At 36.3% G+C, this 24,498-nt stretch carries 13 protein-coding genes and 1 tRNA gene; 13 read left to right on the top strand and 1 reads right to left on the bottom strand.

Annotation, left to right across the window (positions count from 1 at the left end; genetic code table 11):
• Positions 1-58 precede the first annotated feature (58 nt).
• The 11 genes from tuf to ACUUYC_RS00735 all read left to right on the top strand — a co-directional run bounded on the left by tuf (position 59) and on the right by ACUUYC_RS00735 (position 12,992).
• Entirely contained in the window at positions 59-1,243 is a 1,185-nt protein-coding gene (tuf, locus tag ACUUYC_RS00785) for an elongation factor Tu (RefSeq protein WP_474262804.1), read from the top strand.
• Positions 1,244-1,307: 64 nt separating this feature from the next.
• A tRNA-Trp gene (locus ACUUYC_RS00780) sits at positions 1,308-1,380 on the top strand.
• A 16-nt stretch (positions 1,381-1,396) separates the two neighbouring features.
• Positions 1,397-1,600 (top strand): preprotein translocase subunit SecE, encoded by a 204-nt coding sequence (gene secE, locus ACUUYC_RS00775; RefSeq protein ID WP_474262802.1) that lies wholly within the window; start codon positions 1,397-1,399, stop codon positions 1,598-1,600.
• Positions 1,601-1,624: 24 nt separating this feature from the next.
• Positions 1,625-2,176, top strand: a complete 552-nt coding sequence (gene nusG, locus ACUUYC_RS00770; RefSeq protein ID WP_474262800.1) for a transcription termination/antitermination protein NusG — start codon at positions 1,625-1,627, stop codon at positions 2,174-2,176.
• A gap of 74 nt (positions 2,177-2,250) precedes the next feature.
• Entirely contained in the window at positions 2,251-2,688 is a 438-nt protein-coding gene (rplK, locus tag ACUUYC_RS00765; RefSeq protein ID WP_474262798.1) for a 50S ribosomal protein L11, read from the top strand.
• A 12-nt stretch (positions 2,689-2,700) separates the two neighbouring features.
• Complete coding sequence (rplA, locus tag ACUUYC_RS00760) at positions 2,701-3,390, top strand: 50S ribosomal protein L1 (protein ID WP_474262796.1); 690 nt, start codon at positions 2,701-2,703, stop codon at positions 3,388-3,390.
• A 25-nt stretch (positions 3,391-3,415) separates the two neighbouring features.
• Entirely contained in the window at positions 3,416-3,937 is a 522-nt protein-coding gene (gene rplJ / locus ACUUYC_RS00755; RefSeq protein WP_474262794.1) for a 50S ribosomal protein L10, read from the top strand.
• Positions 3,938-4,001: 64 nt separating this feature from the next.
• The gene (gene rplL, locus ACUUYC_RS00750) at positions 4,002-4,376 is read left to right on the top strand and encodes a 50S ribosomal protein L7/L12 (RefSeq protein WP_474262792.1); all 375 of its coding nucleotides are present in this window, start codon (positions 4,002-4,004) and stop codon (positions 4,374-4,376) included.
• Positions 4,377-4,501: 125 nt separating this feature from the next.
• Entirely contained in the window at positions 4,502-8,311 is a 3,810-nt protein-coding gene (gene rpoB, locus ACUUYC_RS00745) for a DNA-directed RNA polymerase subunit beta (RefSeq protein ID WP_474262790.1), read from the top strand.
• A 67-nt stretch (positions 8,312-8,378) separates the two neighbouring features.
• The gene (rpoC, locus tag ACUUYC_RS00740; protein ID WP_474262788.1) at positions 8,379-12,677 is read left to right on the top strand and encodes a DNA-directed RNA polymerase subunit beta'; all 4,299 of its coding nucleotides are present in this window, start codon (positions 8,379-8,381) and stop codon (positions 12,675-12,677) included.
• Positions 12,678-12,680: 3 nt separating this feature from the next.
• Positions 12,681-12,992, top strand: coding sequence for a DUF3467 domain-containing protein (locus ACUUYC_RS00735; RefSeq protein WP_474262786.1), 312 nt, complete (start codon positions 12,681-12,683; stop codon positions 12,990-12,992).
• A 266-nt stretch (positions 12,993-13,258) separates the two neighbouring features.
• On the opposite strand, the gene ACUUYC_RS00730 is transcribed toward ACUUYC_RS00735, so the two are convergent.
• Positions 13,259-14,845 (bottom strand): peptide chain release factor 3, encoded by a 1,587-nt coding sequence (locus tag ACUUYC_RS00730; protein ID WP_474262784.1) that lies wholly within the window; start codon positions 14,843-14,845, stop codon positions 13,259-13,261.
• Between the two features lie 286 nt (positions 14,846-15,131).
• Here ACUUYC_RS00730 and ACUUYC_RS00725 point away from each other — a divergent pair, with 286 nt between their 5' ends.
• Together ACUUYC_RS00725 and ACUUYC_RS00720 are read left to right on the top strand one after the other, a co-directional pair.
• Complete coding sequence (locus tag ACUUYC_RS00725; RefSeq protein WP_474262781.1) at positions 15,132-15,980, top strand: hypothetical protein; 849 nt, start codon at positions 15,132-15,134, stop codon at positions 15,978-15,980.
• 17 nt (positions 15,981-15,997) lie between these two features.
• On the top strand, positions 15,998-24,469 hold the full coding sequence (locus ACUUYC_RS00720) for a T9SS type B sorting domain-containing protein (protein ID WP_474262779.1): 8,472 nt from the start codon (positions 15,998-16,000) through the stop codon (positions 24,467-24,469).
• Positions 24,470-24,498 lie beyond the last annotated feature (29 nt).

Genomic DNA, 24,498 nt, shown 5'->3' with positions numbered 1-24,498 from the left:
CATGTAATGTATAAATTGAACACTAATATATAACTAAGATTAAAAAAATTATTAAATCATGGCAAAGGAAACTTTTGATCGTTCCAAACCGCACTTAAATATTGGTACTATTGGACACGTAGATCACGGTAAAACTACTTTAACAGCTGCTATTACTAAAGTATTAGCTGATGCTGGTCTTTCTGAAGCAAGAGATTTCGATACAATCGATAACGCTCCAGAAGAAAAAGAAAGAGGTATTACAATTAACACATCACACGTTGAGTATCAAACGGGAAACCGTCACTACGCGCACGTTGACTGTCCAGGTCACGCCGATTACGTAAAGAACATGGTAACGGGAGCTGCTCAAATGGATGGTGCTATCTTGGTAGTTGCTGCTACAGATGGACCAATGCCACAAACACGTGAGCACATCCTTTTAGGGCGTCAGGTAGGAATTCCAAGTATGGTAGTCTTCTTGAACAAATGTGATATGGTAGATGACGAAGAGTTATTGGAACTTGTTGACATGGAAGTAAGAGAATTACTTACTTTTTATGAATATGATGGTGATAATGGACCAGTTATTCAAGGATCTGCTTTAGGAGCTTTAAATGGTGAGCAAAAATGGGTTGATTCTGTTATGGAATTAATGGCTGCTGTTGATGAATGGATCAAATTACCTAAGCGTGATGTTGATAAAGATTTCTTAATGCCAGTTGAAGATGTATTCTCTATTACTGGTCGTGGTACTGTTGCAACTGGTCGTATTGAAACTGGTGTTGCTAATACAGGTGACGCAGTTGATATCATCGGAATGGGAGCTGAGAAATTAACTTCTACAGTTACTGGAGTTGAGATGTTTCGTAAAATCCTTGATAGAGGTGAAGCAGGAGATAATGTAGGTATCCTTTTAAGAGGTATTGAAAAGACTGATATCAAAAGAGGTATGGTAATCTGTAAGCCAGGTTCTGTAACTCCACACGATAAGTTCAAAGCTGAGGTTTATGTTTTGAAAAAAGAAGAAGGTGGACGTCACACTCCATTCCATAATAACTACCGTCCTCAATTTTATGTTCGTACAACGGATGTAACAGGGACAATCAGCTTACCAGAAGGTGTTGAGATGGTTATGCCAGGAGATAACTTAACAATTACTGTTGAGTTATTAAGCACAATCGCGATGAACGTAGGTTTACGTTTTGCGATCCGTGAAGGTGGTAGAACTGTTGGTGCAGGTCAGGTAACTGAAATCTTATAATTAAGAATCAACAATTAAATAGATATAGAGGTGTCTCGTTTTTCGGGACGCCTTTTTATAGAATACGGGTTTAGCTCAGTTGGTAGAGCACTGGTCTCCAAAACCAGGTGTCGGGAGTTCGAGCCTCTCAACCCGTGCTAATAAAATCACAATATGGCTGGTATAGTAAATTATGTAAAAGAGTCTTTCGAGGAGTTGAGAACTAATGTGACTTGGACTAGTTGGTCAGAAGCACAACGTTTGACTATTGTCGTGGCTGTCTTCTCTATCTTGTTTTCACTAGCAATATGGGGAGTTGATACTGTGTTTTCAGAATCATTAGGATATATATATGAACTAGTGTTGAAAACTAATTAATCACTCTCAAAAATTATACTTATTATGGCGGATTCAAATGTGAAGAAATGGTATGTTGTGAGAGCTGTCAGTGGGCAGGAAAATAAAGTAAAAGCTTATATTGAAAGTGAAATAGTAAGACTTAATCTAGAAGATTATGTAGAGGAAGTTTTAGTTCCAACGGAAAAGGTAATTCAAATCCGTAATGGAAAAAAAGTAAACAAAGAAAGAGTTTACTTTCCAGGTTATATTATGATTAAAGCTAATATTGCAGGGGAAGTAACGCATGTTATAAAATCTGTTACAAATGTGATTGGTTTCTTAGGAGAAGTAAAAGGAGGAGATCCTGTTCCGTTAAGACAGTCAGAAGTAAACAGAATGCTAGGTAAAGTGGATGAGTTAGCTGTGAAAACAGATAATGTTGCAATTCCATTTACATTAGGGCAAACGGTAAAAGTAATTGATGGTCCTTTCAACGGTTTTAATGGAACTGTAGAAAAGATAAATGAAGAAAAACGTAAGTTAGAAGTAATGGTGAAAATTTTCGGAAGAAAAACACCTTTAGAACTAAGTTACATGCAAGTAGAGAAAATATAATTGTTACATATTATATATATACGTAAACATTTTTAGCTTCCAAATAAAAGTGTTACACATTTAAAAACAAGAAAATGGCAAAAGAATTAAGTAAAGTAGTTAAGCTACAAGTTAGGGGAGGTGCAGCGAATCCGTCGCCACCGGTTGGACCCGCTTTAGGTGCTGCCGGAGTTAATATCATGGAGTTCTGTAAGCAGTTTAATGCTAGAACACAAGATAAACAAGGTAAGGTAGTACCAGTTGTTATTTCTGTATACAAAGACAAATCTTTTGACTTTGTAGTGAAAACAGCACCAGCAGCAGTTCAGCTAATGGAAGCGGCAAAGATTAAAAAAGGATCAGGAGAACCAAACCGTAAAAAGGTGGCAAGCGTTACTTGGGATCAAGTAAGAGCAATAGCAGAAGATAAAATGCAAGATTTAAATGCATTTACAGCTGAGTCAGCAATGAGTATGGTTGCAGGAACTGCAAGATCTATGGGATTAACAGTATCTGGAGACAAACCTTTTTAAATCTAAGAGAAAATGGCACGAGTAACAAAAAAGCAAAAAGAAGCTTTAGCTAAAGTAGACAGAAATAAATTATATTCTGTTACTGAAGCATCAAGCTTAGTTAAAGAAATAACAAATGTAAAATTTGATGCGTCTGTAGACCTTGCTGTTAGATTAGGTGTTGATCCACGTAAAGCTAACCAAATGGTAAGAGGAGTGGTAACATTACCACACGGAACAGGTAAAGATGTAAAAGTTTTAGCATTAGTAACTCCAGACAAAGAAGCTGAAGCTACAGAAGCAGGAGCAGACTTTGTTGGATTAGATGAATTCCTTCAAAAAATAAAAGGTGGTTGGACAGATGTTGATGTAATCATCACGATGCCAAGCGTTATGGGTAAATTAGGTCCTTTAGGTCGTATATTAGGACCAAGAGGTTTAATGCCTAACCCAAAGACAGGAACAGTAACAATGGATGTTGCAAAAGCTGTAAGAGAAGTGAAAGCTGGTAAAATTGACTTTAAAGTTGATAAAACTGGAATCGTTCATGCAGCAATAGGAAAAACTTCATTCTCTGCAGATAAAATTGAAGGGAATGCAAATGAATTATTACAAACATTACTAAAATTGAAGCCAACTGCGGCAAAAGGTACATACATTAAAAGTATTTATATGTCTAGTACTATGAGCCCAAGTATTGCTGTTGATCTAAAGACAGTTTAATTGGTAGTTAAAAACGATTTTTATCATGACTAAAGAAGAAAAATTAGTAGTAATAGAAGAATTAACTGCACAGTTAGCCGATAATACAAATATTTATTTGACAGACATCTCTGGATTAAATGCTGAAGCAACTTCAGATTTAAGAAGAGCATGTTTTAAAGAAAATATTAAACTTGCAGTAATCAAAAACACATTGCTTGCAAAAGCAATGGAGGCTTCTGAAAAAGATTTTGGAGAACTTCCTGATGTATTAAAAGGGAACACTTCATTAATGCTTTCAGAAACAGGAAACGCTCCTGCAAAACTAATCAAAGAGTTCAGAAAGAAGAAAAAAGCTGAAAAGCCAATCTTAAAAGGAGCTTTTATTGAAACAGCAGTTTTTGTTGGAGACGACCAATTAGATGCATTAGTAAACATCAAATCTAGAGAAGAGCTTATTGGAGAAATCATTGGATTATTACAATCTCCTGCTAAGAACGTTGTTTCTGCTCTTCAATCTGGAGGAGGAAAACTTGCTGGTATCTTAAAAACATTATCTGAAAGATAATTTAAAAAGTACGCACTTAATAAAACAAATATTTAACAAAACATTATTTTTAAAACGATAGAAAATGGCAGATTTAAAAGAATTCGCAGAACAATTAGTTAACCTTACTGTAAAAGAAGTTAACGAATTAGCAGATATATTAAAAGATGAGTACGGTATTGAGCCTGCTGCTGCTGCAGCAGTAGTTGCTGCTGGACCTGCTGCTGACGGTGGTGGAGAAGATGAGCAAACTGAGTTTGATGTTATCTTAAAAGCTGCTGGAGCTTCTAAATTAGCAGTAGTTAAATTGGTAAAAGAATTAACAGGTTTAGGTCTTAAAGATGCTAAAGGTATTGTTGATTCTGCACCAGCTGCAATCAAAGAAGGAGTATCTAAAGATGAGGCTGAAGGTCTTAAAACATCTTTAGAAGAAGCAGGAGCAGAGGTTGAGCTTAAATAAGCTTACCAAGCTATAAAAACTTGGTTTAGGTCTTTGGGAATGTCCCCTGAGACCTAAACCCTTTTGTGTATATAAGCGTGAATACGTTTTATTTTATTTTATTTTAATCATAATATTGTCCATTGATGTTCACAAATCAGACTGAAAGATTAAATTTCGCCTCGGCAAAACACACACCTAAATATCCAGATTTCCTAGATATTCAGATTAAATCATTCCAAGATTTCTTTCAATTAGAAACGAAGTCGGAAGAGCGTGGCGAAGAAGGATTATACAACACCTTCCAAGAAAACTTTCCAATTACAGACACGCGTAATCAATTCGTATTAGAATTCCTCGATTACTTTGTCGATCCACCACGATACAATATTCAAGAATGTATTGAAAGAGGATTAACGTACAGTGTGCCATTAAAAGCACGTTTGAAATTATACTGTACAGATCCAGAGCATGAAGACTTTGAAACAATTGTACAAGATGTTTATTTAGGAACTATTCCTTATATGACTCCAAGTGGAACATTCTGTATCAACGGAGCAGAGCGTGTAGTAGTTTCTCAATTACACCGTTCTCCAGGGGTATTTTTTGGACAATCTTTCCATGCAAATGGAACAAAGCTTTATTCTGCCAGAGTAATTCCTTTCAAAGGATCATGGATAGAATTTGCAACAGATATCAATAGTGTAATGTATGCATATATTGATAGAAAGAAAAAATTACCTGTAACTACATTATTTAGAGCTATTGGTTTTGAAAGTGATAAAGATATCCTTGAGATATTTGACCTTGCGGAAGAAGTAAAAGTATCTAAAAGCGGACTTAAAAAAGTATTAGGTCGCAAGTTAGCAGCACGTGTATTAAATACATGGCATGAAGACTTCGTAGATGAGGATACAGGAGAAGTAGTATCTATAGAGCGTAACGAAATTGTTCTTGATAGAGATACTGTTTTAGAAAAAGACCATATAGAAGAAATCGTTGAAGCTGGTGTAAAAACTGTTCTTTTACATAAAGAAGAGAACCAAGCTGGTGATTATGCGATTATCCATAATACATTACAAAAAGATCCTACGAACTCTGAAAAAGAAGCCGTAGAACATATTTATCGTCAACTTCGTAATGCTGAGCCGCCAGATGAGGAAACAGCACGTGGTATCATCGATAAATTATTCTTCTCTGACCAACGTTATAACCTTGGTGGAGTAGGTCGTTACCGTATGAACAAGAAGTTAGGGTTGAATATCGCTATGGATAAGCAAGTCTTAACGAAAGAAGATATTATCACAATCATTAAATACCTAATTGAGTTAATTAACTCAAAAGCGGAAATTGATGATATTGATCACTTATCTAACAGACGTGTTCGTACAGTAGGAGAACAATTAGCACAACAATTCGGTGTTGGACTTGCGCGTATGGCAAGAACAATCCGTGAGCGTATGAATGTTAGAGATAACGAGGTATTTACACCAATCGATTTGATTAATGCTAAAACCTTATCATCTGTAATTAATTCATTCTTCGGGACGAATCAGTTGTCGCAGTTTATGGATCAAACGAATCCATTAGCAGAAATTACACACAAGCGTCGTCTATCAGCTTTAGGACCTGGAGGACTTTCAAGAGAAAGAGCAGGATTTGAGGTGCGAGATGTTCACTATACACACTACGGACGTTTATGTCCTATTGAAACACCTGAAGGACCAAACATTGGATTAATATCTTCTCTTGGAGTATTTGCAAAAGTAAACTCTATGGGATTCTTGGAAACTCCTTACCGTAAGGTAGAGAATGGAAAAGTTGATATCAACAAGTTTGCATACTTAAGTGCTGAGGAAGAGGAAGGAATGAAAATTTCACAAGCAAACATTCCAATAACTGAAGACGGTACAATCAGTGTTGAAAAAGTAATTGCACGTGAAGAAGGAGATTTCCCAGTAGTAACTCCATCAGAAGTTGATTACACAGATGTTGCGCCAAACCAAATTGCATCAATCTCTGCATCGTTAATTCCATTCTTGGAACATGATGATGCCAACCGTGCATTGATGGGATCTAACATGATGCGTCAAGCAGTACCATTATTACGTCCACAATCACCAATTGTAGGAACAGGATTAGAACGTCAAGTTGCTTCTGATTCAAGAGTATTGATAAATGCTGAAGGAGATGGATACGCAGAGTATGTAGATGCAAATAAAATTACAATCAAATACGATCGTACGGAAGATGAAAGATTGGTGAGTTTTGATGGTGATTCAAAAACATACAACTTAATTAAATTCCGTAAAACCAATCAAAGTACATCTATTAACTTAAAGCCAATTGTAAGAAGAGGTGATAGAGTTAAAAAAGGACAAGTACTTTGTGAAGGATATGCAACTCAAAAAGGAGAACTTGCACTTGGACGAAACATGAAGGTTGCCTTCATGCCTTGGAAAGGTTATAACTTTGAGGATGCAATTGTAATCTCTGAAAAAGTAGTTCGTGAAGATATCTTTACGTCTATTCACATTGATGAATATTCAATGGATGTAAGAGATACAAAATTAGGAGCTGAAGAATTAACAAATGACATTCCTAACGTTTCTGAAGAGGCTACAAAAGACTTAGATGAAAACGGAATGATTAGAATTGGAGCCGAAGTAAAACCTGGAGACATTCTAATTGGTAAAATTACTCCAAAAGGAGAATCAGATCCTACACCAGAAGAAAAATTATTACGTGCAATCTTTGGAGATAAAGCAGGTGATGTAAAAGATGCTTCATTAAAAGCATCTCCATCATTACACGGAGTTGTAATTAATAAAAAATTATTTGCACGCGCTATCAAAGACAAGCGCAAAAGAGCTAAAGATAAAGAGGAAATCGCAACTTTAGAACTTGAATATGCAACTAAGTTTGAAGACTTAAGAGATGTTTTAATTGAAAAACTATTTACAATTGTAAATGGTAAAACTTCTCAAGGAGTTCAAAATGATCTTGGTGAAGAAGTATTGCCAAAAGGGAAAAAGTTCACATTAAAAATGTTAAACGCAGTAGAAGACTACGCGCATTTAACAGGTGGAACTTGGACTACTGATGATGATACAAACAGAGCAGTTGCAGATTTAGTACACAACTATAAAATCAAACTTAATGACCTTCAAGGAGCATTAAGAAGAGATAAGTTTACAATATCAGTTGGAGATGAATTACCAGCAGGAATTTTAAAACTAGCAAAAGTTTACATCGCTAAAAAGCGTAAACTAAAAGTAGGTGATAAAATGGCAGGTCGTCACGGTAACAAAGGTATTGTAGCACGTATTGTACGTCAGGAAGATATGCCTTTCTTAGAAGATGGAACGCCAGTTGATATTGTATTAAATCCATTAGGTGTACCTTCTCGTATGAATATCGGTCAGATTTATGAAACGGTATTAGGATGGGCAGGAGAAAAGCTTGATAAAAAATATGCAACACCAATCTTTGATGGAGCTTCTTTAGATCAAATCAATGAGATTACTGATGAAGCAGGTGTGCCAAGATTTGGACATACATACTTATATGATGGAGGAACAGGAGAACGTTTTGATCAGCCAGCTACAGTAGGTATTATATACATGCTGAAACTTGGTCACATGGTAGATGATAAGATGCACGCACGTTCAATCGGGCCATACTCGTTAATTACACAACAACCATTAGGTGGTAAAGCACAATTTGGAGGTCAGCGTTTTGGAGAGATGGAAGTTTGGGCACTAGAAGCATATGGTGCATCAAGTACGTTAAGAGAAATACTGACTGTAAAATCTGATGATGTAATTGGAAGAGCTAAAACATACGAGGCAATCGTAAAAGGTGAACCAATGCCAGAACCAGGATTACCTGAATCATTCAATGTATTAATGCATGAATTGAAAGGTCTTGGATTAGACATTAGATTAGAGGAATAAATAAAAATGCCGTCTAGCTTTTTGTTAGGCGGCTACAATTACACATAATTCATTATCAACCATTAGTATGGCAAGAAATAAAGATAAGAATACTGTAAAGAGATTTAATAAAATCTCGATAGGTTTAGCCTCTCCGGAGTCTATATTAGCAGCATCAAAAGGTGAAGTGCTAAAACCTGAAACAATCAACTATCGTACACACAAACCAGAGCGTGACGGACTATTCTGTGAGCGTATCTTTGGACCTGTAAAGGATTACGAATGTGCTTGTGGTAAATACAAGAGAATTCGTTACAAAGGAATTGTTTGTGACCGTTGTGGTGTTGAAGTAACAGAAAAGAAAGTACGTAGAGATAGAGTTGGTCATATCAACTTAGTTGTACCAGTAGCACATATTTGGTATTTCCGTTCTTTACCAAACAAAATAGGATACCTTTTAGGTTTACCATCTAAGAAATTAGATATGATCATTTACTACGAACGTTATGTAGTAATTCAGCCAGGTGAAGCTAAAAATGAAGCTGGTGAGCCAGTTCAAAAAATGGATTTCTTAACGGAAGAAGAATACTTAAATATTCTTGAATCACTTCCACAAGAAAACTTATACTTAGACGATAATGACCCTAACAAGTTTATCGCTAAAATGGGAGCTGAGTGTTTAATTGAATTATTATCTAGAATAGATTTAGATCAATTATCATTTGACTTACGTCACAAAGCAAACAACGAAACATCTAAACAACGTAAAACGGAAGCATTAAAACGTTTACAAGTTGTTGAGTCATTACGTGATGCGAACAAAAATCGTGAAAATCGTCCAGAATGGATGATCATGAAAGTTGTTCCTGTAATTCCGCCAGAATTACGTCCGTTAGTACCGTTAGATGGTGGTCGTTTTGCAACGTCTGATTTAAATGATTTATATCGTAGAGTAATTATCAGAAACAATCGTTTAAAAAGATTAATGGAGATTAAAGCTCCTGAAGTAATCTTACGTAACGAGAAGCGTATGCTTCAAGAATCTGTAGATTCATTATTCGATAACACGCGTAAATCATCAGCAGTAAAAACAGATTCTAACAGACCATTAAAATCATTATCTGATTCCTTAAAAGGTAAGCAAGGACGTTTCCGTCAAAACTTACTTGGAAAACGTGTAGATTATTCAGCACGTTCGGTAATTGTTGTAGGTCCAGAATTAAAATTATTCGAATGTGGATTGCCTAAAAACATGGCAGCAGAATTATACAAGCCTTTTGTAATTCGTAAATTAATTGAAAGAGGTATTGTAAAAACTGTAAAATCTGCAAAGAAAATTATAGACAAGAAAGAACCAGTAGTTTGGGATATTCTTGACAACGTTATTAAAGGTCATCCAGTATTACTAAACCGTGCACCAACGCTTCACCGATTAGGTATTCAGGCATTCCAGCCAAAACTTATTGAAGGAAAAGCAATTCAGTTACACCCATTAGTGTGTACTGCATTTAACGCCGATTTTGATGGAGATCAAATGGCGGTGCATTTACCATTAGGACCAGAAGCAATCTTAGAAGCACAACTATTAATGTTAGCTTCTCACAACATTCTGAATCCTGCAAATGGTTCGCCAATTACAGTACCTTCTCAGGATATGGTACTTGGTTTATACTATATGACGAAGTTGCGTAAATCTACTCCAGAACGTAAAATTAAAGGAGAAGGATTAACATTCTACTCTGCGGAAGAAGTAGTAATGGCATACAACGAAAAAAGAATTGAGTTGAATGCTTCTATGAAAATTAGAGCAATTGACTTCAATGAAGAAGGAGAATTAGTTCCACAAATTATAGAAACAACAGTTGGTCGTGTACTTTTCAACGAAAAAGTGCCTGCACAAGCTGGTTATATCAACGAAGTATTAACGAAAAAATCGTTGCGTAATATTATTGGAGGAATTCTTAGAGTTACTGACATCCCTACAACTGCAAACTTCTTAGATGAAATCAAAAATCTTGGATACGGATTTGCCTTTAGAGGTGGATTATCATTCAGTTTAGGAGATATCATTATTCCAAAAGAAAAGCAGTCGTTAATTGACAAAGCAAACAAAGAAGTTGACGGAATTACTGCTAACTATAACATGGGATTAATTACCAATAACGAACGTTACAATCAGGTAATTGATAAATGGACAACAACAAACGCAAACTTGACGGAGTTGTCTATGAAGCACATTAGTGAAGATCAACAAGGATTTAACTCTGTGTATATGATGCTTGATTCTGGAGCCCGTGGTTCTAAAGAGCAAATTCGTCAGTTAACTGGTATGCGTGGATTAATGGCGAAGCCTAAAAAATCAACAGCTGGTGGTGGAGAAATTATTGAAAACCCGATTCTTTCTAACTTTAAAGAAGGATTATCGATCTTAGAATACTTTATCTCTACACACGGTGCACGTAAAGGACTTGCCGATACCGCATTAAAAACTGCCGATGCAGGATACTTAACACGTCGTTTAGTAGATGTTTCTCAGGATGTAATTGTTAATATTGACGATTGTGAAACATTAAGAGGTGTTGAAGTAAAAGCATTAAAGAAAAATGAAGATGTAGTTGAACAACTAAAAGAACGTATCTTAGGTAGAGTTTCTCTATACGATGTATACCATCCATTAACGGAAGAAGTTTTAGTTGCTGCAGGAGAAAATATTACAGAAGAAATTGCACAAACAATCGAGGATTCACCAATAGAATCAGTAGAAGTTCGTTCTCCATTAACATGTGAAGCACCAAAAGGTATTTGTGCTAAATGTTACGGAAGAAACCTTTCTACAAACAAAATGGTTCAAATTGGAGAAGCTGTAGGTGTTGTAGCTGCACAATCTATTGGGGAACCTGGTACACAGTTAACGCTACGTACATTCCACATGGGAGGAACAGCAAGTAACATTTCTGAAGAAAACCAATTAAAAGCCAAATTTGCTGGTGTTGCTGAAATTGAAGAATTAAAGATTGTTAAAGGAGAAGACAGCGAAGGAAAACTTTCTGACATTGTAATCTCTCGTACTTCTGAAATTAAAGTAATTGATAAGAAAACAGGAATCACACTAAGTACAAATAACATTCCTTATGGATCTACAATCTTTGTGAAAAGCGGAGATACGATCAAGCAGGACCAAGCTATTTGTCAATGGGATCCATATAATGGTGTAATTATCTCTGAATTTGCAGGAAAGATTAAGTATGAAAACATCGAACAAGGTGTTACTTTCCAAGTAGAGATTGATGAGCAAACAGGATTCCAAGAAAAAGTAATTTCTGAATCAAGAAATAAAAAATTAATACCAACACTTCAAATCTTAGACAGTAAAGGAGAAATCCAAAGGTCATACAACTTACCAGTAGGTTCTCACTTAATGGTAGATGACAGTGAAAAGATTAAAGTAGGTAAAGTTTTAGTGAAAATTCCACGTAAATCTGCAAAATCAGGAGATATTACAGGAGGTTTACCACGTGTAACAGAATTATTTGAAGCACGTAACCCTTCTAACCCAGCGGTTGTATCTGAGATTGATGGAGTTGTTTCTTTTGGAAAAATCAAAAGAGGTAATCGTGAAATCATTGTAGAATCTAAGTTTGAAGATGTTAGAAAGTATTTAGTAAAACTTTCAAACCAAATTTTAGTTCAAGAAAATGATTATGTACGTGCAGGAATGCCACTTTCAGATGGTTCTATTACACCTAACGATATTTTAAATATCAAAGGACCTTCTGCAGTACAACAATACTTAGTAAATGAAGTACAAGAAGTATATCGTTTACAAGGTGTGAAGATTAATGACAAGCACTTTGAAGTAATTGTTCGTCAAATGATGCGTAAAGTAAGAATTGGAGATCCTGGAGATACAATCTTCTTAGAAAACCAATTAATTCACAAGTCTGATTTCATCAGAGAAAATGATAATCTTTATGGTCAAAAAGTAATTGAAGACGAAGGTGAGTCAGAAAACTTCAAAGCAGGACAAATTGTTTCTCCAAGAGAATTGAGAGACGAAAACTCTGTATTAAGAAGAGCTGATAAGCAATTAGTAACAGCAAGAGACATTGTTCCGGCAACGGCAACACCAATCTTACAAGGTATTACAAGAGCTTCATTACAGACGAAATCATTTATCTCAGCAGCATCGTTCCAGGAAACAACAAAAGTACTGAACGAAGCAGCAGTAAGTGGTAAAGTTGATGCATTAGAAGGATTAAAAGAAAATGTAATTGTTGGGCATAAAATACCAGCAGGAACTGGAATGCGTAAGTACGATGATATTATTGTAGGATCGAGAGAAGAATACAATGAAATTATGGCTGCTAAGCACGAAATTAACTTTTAATACATGAGTCAGGACAAAGCAAAAGAAAAGCAAATCAACATTGAGTTAGATGACGCAATGGCGGAAGGAATTTATTCCAACTTAGCAATCATCAATCATTCAGCATCAGAATTTGTAGTAGATTTTGTAAACATTATGCCAGGGAGACCAAAGGCAAAAGTGAAATCTAGAATTATATTGACACCACAACATGCAAAACGATTAATGAAGGCATTAGGTGAAAATATACATCGCTTTGAAAAAGCTCATGGACAAATCAAAGATTTTGAACAACCTCCAATTCCAATGAATTTTGGACCAACTGGAGAAGCTTAATAAAAAAAACCTCAATTTTCGAATTGAGGTTTTTTTATTTTTAGATCAATCATTAAAACTTATTAAAATATATTTTAAAATAGATTTTAATTATTTAGGTTAAAAAATCGACTTTTTTAAATAGTATTTAAAAGATAAAAAAAAGACATCAATATATATTGATGTCTTTTTGCTATAAGCTTGTTAAAAAGCTTTAAAATGATGTTTTTTGAAATATTTGAAAAGAAAATTGAATCTTTCAATCATTCAATTCTTGTGTCTATTTTTTAAAATTCACTTGTAAAATGAAATTTTATTTTTGGATATTTCTGTTGTGTCATTTGTAGTGAAAAAGAAGAATCTGCCAAGAACACTAATTTATTTTCTTTATCACGTGCTAAGAATCGTTGTTTTACACGTTTAAAATCTAAAAACTCAGGATCTTTTTCATTGTCAACTTCAACCCAACATGCTTTATGAACATTTAGGTTTTCATACGTACATTTCGCACCATATTCATGTTCTAATCGATACTGAATTACTTCATATTGAAGCGCTCCAACGGTACCAATAATTTTTCTTCCATTCAAATCTAATATAAATAACTGTGCAACTCCTTCATCCATTAACTGAGCAATTCCTTTCCCTAACTGTTTGGATTTCATTGGGTCAGCATTGTTGATGTATCTGAAGTGTTCTGGTGAAAAACTTGGAACACCTTTATAATTCATCTTTTCTCCAGCTGTTAATGTATCACCAATTTTAAAATTCCCTGTATCGTGAAGGCCAACAATATCACCCGGAAATGATTCGTCTACAATTTGTTTCTTTTCTGCAAAAAAGGCATTTGGACTTGAAAACTTCAGCTTTTTGTCGAGTCGTACATGAAGGTATGGAGTATTTCGTTTAAAAACTCCTGAAACAATTTTAATAAATGCTAATCGGTCTCTGTGTTTTGGATCCATATTGGCGTGAATCTTAAATACAAACCCTGAAAAATCCTTTTCGTCTGGTTTTACCAAACGTGTGTCGGAATCTTTAGCTAAAGGAGTTGGAGCAATCTCAACAAAGCAATCGAGCAACTCTCTAACTCCAAAATTGTTTAATGCAGAACCAAAAAATACAGGTTGCAATTCTCCACTTAAATATTCGTCTCTATCAAATTTTGGATATACTTCATACACTAATTCAAGTTCTTCTCTTAAAGTTGCGGCAGAAGTTTCTCCAATATAAGTTTCTAATTCTGGGTTGTTAACATCTTCAAAATGAATGGCTTCAGAAATCGTTTGTTTGTTTTCTCCAGTAAATAAATTGATATTTTTTTCCCAAACATTATAAATACCTTTAAAGTCGTATCCCATTCCAATAGGAAAACTCAAAGGCGTAACACGCAAACCCAGTTTCTGTTCAACTTCATCCAATAGGTCAAAAGCATCTTTTCCTTCTCTATCTAACTTATTAATAAAAACGATAATTGGAATCTTTCGCATGCGACAAACTTTAACCAATTTTTCGGTCTGTTCCTCTACACCTTTTGCAACATCTATTACAACAATAACACTATCTACAGCGCTCAAAGTACGAAAAGTATCTTCAGCAAAGTCTTTGTGTCCTGGTGTGTCTAAGATGTTGATTTTTTTATCTTTATATATAAAAGCTAATACGGAAGTTGCTACAGAAATTCCTCTTTGACGTTCAATTTCCATAAAGTCACTTGTAGCGCCTTTTTTTATCTTATTATTCTTTACAGCTCCTGCTTCTTGAATAGCTCCACCAAATAGTAACAGCTTTTCTGTTAAAGTTGTTTTTCCTGCATCTGGATGTGATATAATTCCAAAAGTTCTTCGTTTTGCTATTTCTTGTTGTATGCTCATTAGAAGTATTTAATAGGAGGCAAAAATATCACTTTTAAATTAAATAAAAACATAAAGTTAACAACAAGTTTAAGTTCTAAAAGTGTAATTTTTTAACAAAAAAGATGAGATTATCCTAAAAAAAACGTGCTAAACACTTGAACGAAAAAAGCTTGCATTTTAACGAAAAAACAAATCCTTTCATACGCATTGGTACGTATGTATTAATATCAGTGATTACATTTGTTAAAATATGTTAAGGAAAGTATTGCCCAATTTTTCCCTTAACTGCCTTAAAAATACTCGAATGAACAACATTACTATTGATGTACTGTTGAGACGTCAAGTCTTAAACGGTATTTCTATTGTTATACTTATTTTTAAAAGGCTTACCCCTATTTTTGTGATGTTGCTATGCATGCTACATACACAATATACACTTGCGCAAGAAAAAACAATCTACGATGTGCAAAACCTAAAACTAGATGAAACTACAGTAGACGGAATCATTTCTTTTCAAAAAATCATACCACATCTCACAGGTGTAGCAAAACTCAGAAAACATGTATATGACAATCAAGAGTTGTATCCTATGGAGCAAAAAGCGATTGAAACGAGTAGAGATAAAAAGCATGAAGCACACAAACGCTGGGAAAGATATATGCGGAAACTTCCAGTATATGTTTATCTAGTAGATGATATACAAAACTACATTTCAGTGACTACTAATGTAAGTAACCATTTAACAGTTTGTAAAAAGTTCAATGATCAACTAAAGGTAAATATTGAAAATAAAAACGATTATCCAATTAGTGCAGAAATAGAACTTGATGCGGGAAGTATTGTAAACTTTCCAAAATCAAATGACAACATCAAAAAAATATATAATAAAAATAAAAAAATAGCCTTCAATTACATTGGTAATGGTAGAGCTACTTTTAGTTTACCTGCAAATTCAAAACTAGCTGTCAATATACCAATAGTGTACAGTTGTGATGGAAAAAAGGGTGAAACAATAAAACAACTAAAAAACCAAATCTTGATAAACCATAAGATTAATCTTGTAGGCTACATTTACAACGAAGAAAAAAAGGAGTTATACCGAATAACTTCAATTCCAGTTACAACCTCAAGTATTAAACTTAGATATCTATAAAATAAAGTTTCATGACTATGAAAAATATTACATCAAAAATACTAGTAACACTTTTAGTGTCATTATTATTTTTCTTTAGCGCTAGTGCACAAAACATATCCGGAGTAGTAAACTCATACACTACAGTTTCAGCTGTTAGTGGAACAAGTGTTACTGTTGGTAGTAGTGCTGGACTAGCAATCAATGATCCTGTAATGATAATTCAAATGACAGGTATTAGTGGTGGTGGAAATACAGGTGGAGTAGACAATGGTGCGGGTAATTTTCATTTAGCCAAAATTACCAATATCGTTGGAAACACATTAACAATAGATGTAACTGTTACAAAAACATTTACACCAGCTACTGAAAGTGTTCAGTTAGTCAGAGTTGCAAAATATACGAGTGATGTTACTGTAGTAGGTACAGTGTCAGCACAACCATGGAACGGAACTACAGGTGGAGTTATTTTTATAGACGCATGTGATAACAATATAACGCTAAATGCGAACATTAATGCTTCTGGAGATGGTTTTTTTGGAAGAAATACAACAGGGAACTTTGCCGTAGATAACTGTGGTGAATCTTCAGCATTAGTAGCTACACCAGATGAAAACTGGGGAACAGACCCAATATATTTTGGAGGCGACTTTGGAAACGCAGCACCATTATCAGGAGGAACTGGACGTGGTGGTCATGGAGGATGTGATGGAGCACAAGGAGCACCAGATGGAGGAGCCGGAGTTGGAGGTAATGGAGCAAATTCTACCGACCTTACACTTGGTTCAGGTGGTGGTGGTGGTGGCTACGGAGGTGGTGGAACCAGTGGAGGAGCTGGTACAACGATCTCTGGAACAGCAGCCCCAGCAGCAGGAAGTGTTTTTGATACAGCAACTAATTTAAGACTTTTCATGGGAGCTTCAGGAGGTTCTGAAGTAGAATGGGCACCAGCAACTGGTAACGGCGGTGGAATTGTAATTGTATTAGCAAACAACATAACAACAAATGGTTCTAACAGAGATATCGTAAGTGACGGTGATGCAGGTCCAAACTCAGGAACATATACGTTTTTTGGAGATGCTTCAAATGTAACAGGAGGAGCTGGTGGAGCAGGATATATTGCAATACAAGCAAATTCAATTAATAGCCAAGTAAGAGCATTTGCTCGTGGAGGAGATGCTACAATACAAACTGGAGTTGCACCTATATTTATTGAATATGGTGGTCCAGGTGGAGGAGGATTTGTAATAAGTTCTTCTGCAATCACAACTACTGCTGTAACTAGTGGAAATATTCCAGCAGGTAACGGAGCATTAGCAGGAGCAAATGGTAGAGTGGTGACTGACGCAGGAGTTAGTACAACTTTTTCTGTTGATTGTCTAAATTGTAATTTAGCTGATGCTGGAAAAACGAATGAAACATGTAATAACAATTCAACGCGTGTTCGATCTGATGATTATGCAAATTTTGACTTAAATCCAACAGGAACAGATTTAGGAACAACATATACAGTTTCTGTAAATAATGGAGGTGTAGTAACACCAACTACAGGAACATACGGTTCAGCAACAACTTTCAGATTACAAGATGGTTCAGCTGATAATACATTATATACAATTACAATAACAGATAATACAACGGGTACATGTACAATAACAACAACAGTACAACAAAGTAACTGTGACATAGATTTTTGTGATTTATCAATTACAGGAAATGTAGATAGTGATTTAGATGGTGTAGCCGATTTTTGCGATGAAGATGATGACAACGATGGTATCTTAGATACACAAGAGCAATGTGGGACAGATCCTGTAACATTAAATCCTGATTCAATTATTCGAATTGAAATAGATGTAGATCAGTTCTCAACAGAAGTTGGATGGACTTTATCTAGAGGAGCATCAACACTTTTTAATGTGCCAGCTGGTACTTACACTACAGGAAATATAACAGTTTCACAAGACATAACGATTACCGAAAATGGAAACTATTTATTTTCTATAACAGATACTTTTGGTGATGGTATTCAAGGAAATTCCTATAGAATAATAGTTGATGGTACTACGATTGTAAATAGAACTTTTGGTTCTCCTACTGATACAACTACTTTTTCGCAAGCAGATAACTTTAATGTAAATACAATAGTATCAAATCCTTTTAGTTGTTTATCAGGTGATCCTATGGGAGATGACGATGGTGATGGAGTAATTAACTATCAAGATTCAGATTTCTGTGCATTAAATGCGAATGGAGTCTGTACTTCTTTAGATTCTGATAATGACGGAATAATAAATTCTTTAGATTTAGATAGTGATAATGACATGTGTTTTGATGCGCTTGAAGCGGGACATACAGATGATAATGATGATGGTATATTAGGTGATGCTCCAGTAACAGTAAATGCTACAAATGGTAGAGTTACAAGTGCAACAGGATATACTGGTACTCAATTAGCAGTGACGAATTCAGGAAATACAACAGCCTGTGATTCTTGTGAAATTTTAAGTGCTTCCGTTACAGCAGTATTTTGTAATGATAACGGAACGCCAACAAACGATACAGACGATACATTTACTTTCTACATAAGTCCTAATGGAAATCTCTTAGGATCTACATACAGTTTATCAGGAGACATTACACAAGCAAATGTTTCTTACAGTTTACCACAACAATTTGGACCATTTTCAATATCTGGCGGAAACATAACTTTTACCATTACAGATGATACAGATGGTTCATGTCAACTAACAAACGTAGTAGTTGCGCCACCAGCAACATGTTCAACATCTACAGTAGTTGATACTGATAATGACAATGTTGTAGATAGCATTGATTTAGATAATGATAATGACGGAATCATTGATAATGTTGAAAACCCTTGTACAACAAGACCATTAACAACGAGTGCATGGGCAGGGAGTTTACCATACACAAACAGTGCAGGTCCAGTTGGAGTTACATATAACAGTTCAATTCCAGCAGGAGGTCTTATCGCATATACACCAAATGGTACAATGACTTCCAATTCCTTCTTCTCTGATGCCGCGGTAGAAGGCTCAAATTCTTTAGAATTTTTATTTGCATGGGATACATCTTCAGAATCTCTTGATGCTGCTGCAGATGATCGCGTTACAGGAACAATTACAATAACATACGATCAACCAGTTTACAATCCAATAATTCATATTGATAGACTAGGAGGAAACAATCAAATACTTTCAGGGAACTTTATATCTAATACTTCATTGTGGACGTTGCAGAATGCAAATCTTTCTATGGGGAAAATTGCTGGAAACAATCAACTAATAGTAACACCAAAACAATTTTATAGAGATGTAAATCAGAATCTTGGTACAAGTTCGCCAGTAGTTCTTTCTGGTGAAGCTGATAGTGCTGGACTTGGTACTGCAGCAGGAAGTATTCAAATTTACGGACGTGTAACAACATTAACTTTCCAAGTTACAGGAGAAGGAATTGATGGTACAGGTTCAGATGTATTAGAAATGACGTTTGATGCATGCCCAATTGTAGATACTGATGGAGATACAATTCCTGATTTCTTAGATACAGATAGTGATAATGATGGATGTCCAGATGCATCTGAAGGGTCAAGTAATATAACTACAGGTTTAGTAGATTTTACAGGAGGTAGTAATAGTCCTGGTAGTATTCAAAATTTAGGAACAACAGTAAATACAAATGGTATTCCTACAGCTGTAACAGCAGGTGGTACAACAGGAGGTACAGAAATTGTAGGACAGGCAACTACTACAGGAGTTGTTACTGCGGTTCAAGTTACACCAGCAACACTCGCAAATCAATCAGGGAATTCAGGTGATACATTTACATTTAATGTAAGCGGAACTACAGCAGATTCTGCAACGAGTTATACAACAGGAACACCAGTTTATGGAACACCTAACAACGCAAACTCAGGACTTCTATATGAATGGCAATTTGATGATGGTTTAGGCGGTGGCTTTACTACTGTACAAGCAGCATCAACGACAGCTACTTACACGGTAAGTTCAGCAACAACAGCAAATTCAGGAACTTATAAGGTTATTATAACACATGCAAATAATGTTTGTATACAAGAAGAAGTACAGGCAACATTAACAGTTAATGCTCTGGTTGCTATGAGTGTTGGTGATGTAACGATCGCAGAAGACAGCGGACCGGCAAGTGTACCCGTAAGTATTGACAATCCAAGCAGTGTAGATACGGTAGTTAGTATTACTACAGTAGATAACTCAGCGGAAGATCCAAATGATTATACCACGACCACTACTACTGCAACAATTCCAGCAGGACAGACAATTGATGATCCAAGTACACCATTAATACCATCTGATTTTGGAGTTGTACCAGGAAGTCCAAGTAATCCAAATGATCCATGTGATCCAATTGGAATCAACACGACTGATACAGATATGGATGGATTAACAGATTGTGAGGAAACAACAGGAATTGATGATCCAAGTACTCCATTAACACCACCGAATGATGATGATGGACCAACGAGTGATCCAAACGATCCATGTGATCCAATCTCAACAAGTTCATTAGTTGATACTGATGGAGATGGTCTTACAGATTGTGAAGAGACAACTGGAATGGATAATCCAAACACGCCAACAATACCAACAGGGCCAAGTGATCCAAATGATCCTTGTGATCCAATAGGAATTAATACAGTTGATAGTGATGGAGATGGTTTAACAGATTGTGAAGAGACAACAGGAATCGATGATCCAAGTACTCCATTATCACCACCGAATGATGATGATGGACCAACGAGTGATCCAAATGATCCATGTGATCCAATCTCAACAAGTTCATTAGTTGATAGTGACGGAGATGGTCTTACTGATTGTGAAGAGACAACTGGAATGGACAATCCAAACACGCCAACAATACCAACAGGGCCAAGTGATCCAAATGATCCTTGTGATCCAGTAGGAATCAACACAGTTGATAGTGATGGAGATGGATTAACAGATTGTGAGGAAACAACAGGAATTGATGATCCAAGTACTCCATTATCACCACCAAACGATGATGATGGACCAACGAGTGATCCAAATGATCCATGTGATCCAATCTCAACAAGTTCATTAGTTGATACTGATGGAGATGGTCTTACAGATTGTGAAGAGACAACTGGAATGGACAATCCAAACACGCCAACAATACCAACAGGGCCAAGTGATCCAAATGATCCTTGTGATCCAGTAGGAATCAATACAGTTGATAGTGATGGAGATGGTTTAACAGATTGTGAGGAAACAACAGGAATCGATGATCCAAGTACTCCATTAACACCACCGAATGATGATGATGGACCAACGAGTGATCCAAATGATCCATGTGATCCAATCTCAACAAGTTCATTAGTTGATAGTGACGGAGATGGTCTTACTGATTGTGAAGAAACAACAGGAATGGATAATCCAAACACGCCAACAATACCAACAGGGCCAAGTGATCCAAATGATCCTTGTGATCCAATAGGAATTAATACAGTTGATAGTGATGGAGATGGTTTAACAGATTGTGAAGAGACAACAGGAATCGATGATCCAAGTACTCCATTATCACCACCGAATGATGATGATGGACCAACGAGTGATCCAAATGATCCATGTGATCCAATCTCAACAAGTTCATTAGTTGATAGTGACGGAGATGGTCTTACTGATTGTGAAGAGACAACTGGAATGGACAATCCAAACACGCCAACAATACCAACAGGGCCAAGTGATCCAAATGATCCTTGTGATCCAGTAGGAATCAACACAGTTGATAGTGATGGAGATGGATTAACAGATTGTGAGGAAACAACAGGAATTGATGATCCAAGTACTCCATTAACACCACCGAATGATGATGATGGACCAACGAGTGATCCAAACGATCCATGTGATCCAATCTCAACAAGTTCATTAGTTGATACTGATGGAGATGGTCTTACAGATTGTGAAGAGACAACTGGAATGGATAATCCAAACACGCCAACAATACCAACAGGCCCAAGTGATCCAAATGATCCTTGTGATCCAGTAGGAATCAACACAGTTGATAGTGATGGAGATGGATTAACAGATTGTGAGGAAACAACAGGAATTGATGATCCAAGTACTCCATTATCACCACCAAACGATGATGATGGACCAACGAGTGATCCAAATGATCCATGTGATCCAATCTCAACAAGTTCATTAGTTGATACTGATGGAGATGGTCTTACAGATTGTGAAGAGACAACTGGAATGGACAATCCAAACACACCAACGATCCCAACAGGACCAAGTGATCCAAATGATCCTTGTGATCCAGTAGGAATCAACACAGTTGATAGTGATGGAGATGGTTTAACAGATTGTGAGGAAACAACAGGAATCGATGATCCAAGTACTCCATTAACACCACCGAATGATGATGATGGACCAACGAGTGATCCAAACGATCCATGTGATCCAATCTCAACAAGTTCATTAGTTGATACTGATGGAGATGGTCTTACAGATTGTGAAGAGATAACTGGAATGGATAATCCAAATACACCGTTATCACCACCAAATGATGATGATGGACCAACGAGTGATCCGAACGATCCGTGTGATCCAATCTCAACAAGTTCATTAGTTGATACTGATGGAGATGGTCTTACAGATTGTGAGGAGACAACAGGAATGGACAATCCAAATACGCCTCTTGTACCAACAGCGCCAAGTAATCCTAATGATCCATGTGATCCAATTGGAATCAGTACAGTTGATAGTGATGGTGATGGATTAACAGATTGTGAAGAGACAACAGGAATCGATGATCCAAGTACACCATTATCACCACCGAATGATGATGATGGACCAATGAGTGATCCGAACGATCCGTGTGATCCAATCTCAACAAGTTCATTAGTTGATAGTGACGGAGATGGATTGACTGATTGTGAAGAAACAACAGGAATGGATAATCCAAATACGCCTCTTGTGCCAACAGCGCCAAGTAATCCTAATGATCCATGTGATCCAATTGGAATCAGTACAGTTGATACTGATGGAGATGGATTAACAGATTGTGAAGAGACAACAGGAATTGATGATCCAAGTACACCATTATCACCACCAAATGATGATGATGGACCAACGAGTGATCCAAACGATCCATGTGATCCAATTTCACTAAGTTCATTAGTTGATAGTGACGGAGATGGATTAACAGATTGTGAGGAGACAACAGGAATGGATAATCCAAATACGCCTCTTGTACCAACAGCACCTAGTGATCCGAATGATCCTTGTGATCCAGTAGGAATCAACACAGTTGATAGTGATGGTGATGGATTGACTGATTGTGAGGAAATGACAGGGATAGATGATCCAAGTACTCCAACTGTACCAACAGGAACAAGTGATCCAGCTGATCCATGTGATCCTAATCCATCAGCAAATCCAGATGGAGATTGTGATGGTGATGGAATACCAAATGGAGTTGAAGGTGATCAAGATACTGACGGTGACGGAATTCCAGATCTATTAGATATTGATAGTGATAATGATGGTATTATTGATACGGTTGAAGCAGGAGCAAACCCAGCAACACCTGTTGATAGTGATGGAGATATGATTCCAGATTACCTAGATCAGGATAGTGATGATGACGGTATCTTAGATAACGTTGAAGCACAAACAACTGATGGATATGTTCCTCCAAGTGGAATGGATGTTGATGGAAACGGATTAGATGATGCGTATGAAGTAACGCCAGGTTCAGGAGAAGGAATTGATCCTGTAAATACTGACGGAACTGATAATCCAGATTATATTGACACGGATAGTGATAATGACGGTGTATTAGACATCGTTGAAGGTCATGATTATGATGGAGACGGAATTCCAGATGTAATGCCATCAGGAAGTGATGTTGATAATGATGGTGTAGATGATGCTTATGATGGAGACTTAACTGGATATGGAGACCCTAACGGATCTGCTGTAGATGATCCAACAGATGATTTACCTGATACAGATGGAACTGAAGATCAAGATTACAGAGATACTGATGATGACGGAGACGGAACTTCAACATCTGATGAAAATCCTGATCCAAATGGAGACGGTGATAACAGTGACGCTGTTGATAGTAATGGAAATGGAATTCCAGACTATCTAGAGCCAAACAATAATTCACCTTCTACAGATGACTTAGAAATCTTCAATGCAGTAACGCCTAACGGAGATGGAGATAACGATGTGTTTACAATCAGAAACATTGAATTATTCCCTGATAACCAAGTTAGAATTTACAACAGATGGGGAGTATTAGTATACGAGACAAAAGGATACGGACAAACTGGAAACTACTTCCGAGGTGTATCTAATGGTCGAGTTACAATACAACAAAATAAGTTATTACCAGTAGGAACATATTACTACGTTGTTGACTATGTAGCCAACGGTGTTACCAAGAGTAGAGCAGGTTACTTATACATACAACGATAAATTGATAAGCGAACATACTATATTTGTAG

It is taken from the genome of Kordia sp. E (assembly GCF_056033805.1).
The sequence above is the reverse complement of the archived record's forward strand: the minus strand, read 5'-3'. Positions and strand labels throughout refer to the sequence as shown.

Excerpts from the sequence above, each read along its gene's own strand:
- rpoC (WP_474262788.1), top strand. The coding sequence starts at position 8,379 with ATGGCAAGAAATAAAGATAAGAATACTGTAAAGAGATTTAATAAAATC.
- rplJ (WP_474262794.1), top strand. The coding sequence starts at position 3,416 with ATGACTAAAGAAGAAAAATTAGTAGTAATAGAAGAATTAACTGCACAG.
- ACUUYC_RS00735 (WP_474262786.1), top strand. The coding sequence starts at position 12,681 with ATGAGTCAGGACAAAGCAAAAGAAAAGCAAATCAACATTGAGTTAGAT.
- rplA (WP_474262796.1), top strand. The coding sequence starts at position 2,701 with ATGGCACGAGTAACAAAAAAGCAAAAAGAAGCTTTAGCTAAAGTAGAC.
- rplK (WP_474262798.1), top strand. The coding sequence starts at position 2,251 with ATGGCAAAAGAATTAAGTAAAGTAGTTAAGCTACAAGTTAGGGGAGGT.
- rplL (WP_474262792.1), top strand. The coding sequence starts at position 4,002 with ATGGCAGATTTAAAAGAATTCGCAGAACAATTAGTTAACCTTACTGTA.
- ACUUYC_RS00725 (WP_474262781.1), top strand. The coding sequence starts at position 15,132 with ATGAACAACATTACTATTGATGTACTGTTGAGACGTCAAGTCTTAAAC.
- secE (WP_474262802.1), top strand. The coding sequence starts at position 1,397 with ATGGCTGGTATAGTAAATTATGTAAAAGAGTCTTTCGAGGAGTTGAGA.
- ACUUYC_RS00720 (WP_474262779.1), top strand. The coding sequence starts at position 15,998 with ATGAAAAATATTACATCAAAAATACTAGTAACACTTTTAGTGTCATTA.
- nusG (WP_474262800.1), top strand. The coding sequence starts at position 1,625 with ATGGCGGATTCAAATGTGAAGAAATGGTATGTTGTGAGAGCTGTCAGT.
- rpoB (WP_474262790.1), top strand. The coding sequence starts at position 4,502 with ATGTTCACAAATCAGACTGAAAGATTAAATTTCGCCTCGGCAAAACAC.
- tuf (WP_474262804.1), top strand. The coding sequence starts at position 59 with ATGGCAAAGGAAACTTTTGATCGTTCCAAACCGCACTTAAATATTGGT.
- ACUUYC_RS00730 (WP_474262784.1), bottom strand. The coding sequence starts at position 14,845 with ATGAGCATACAACAAGAAATAGCAAAACGAAGAACTTTTGGAATTATA.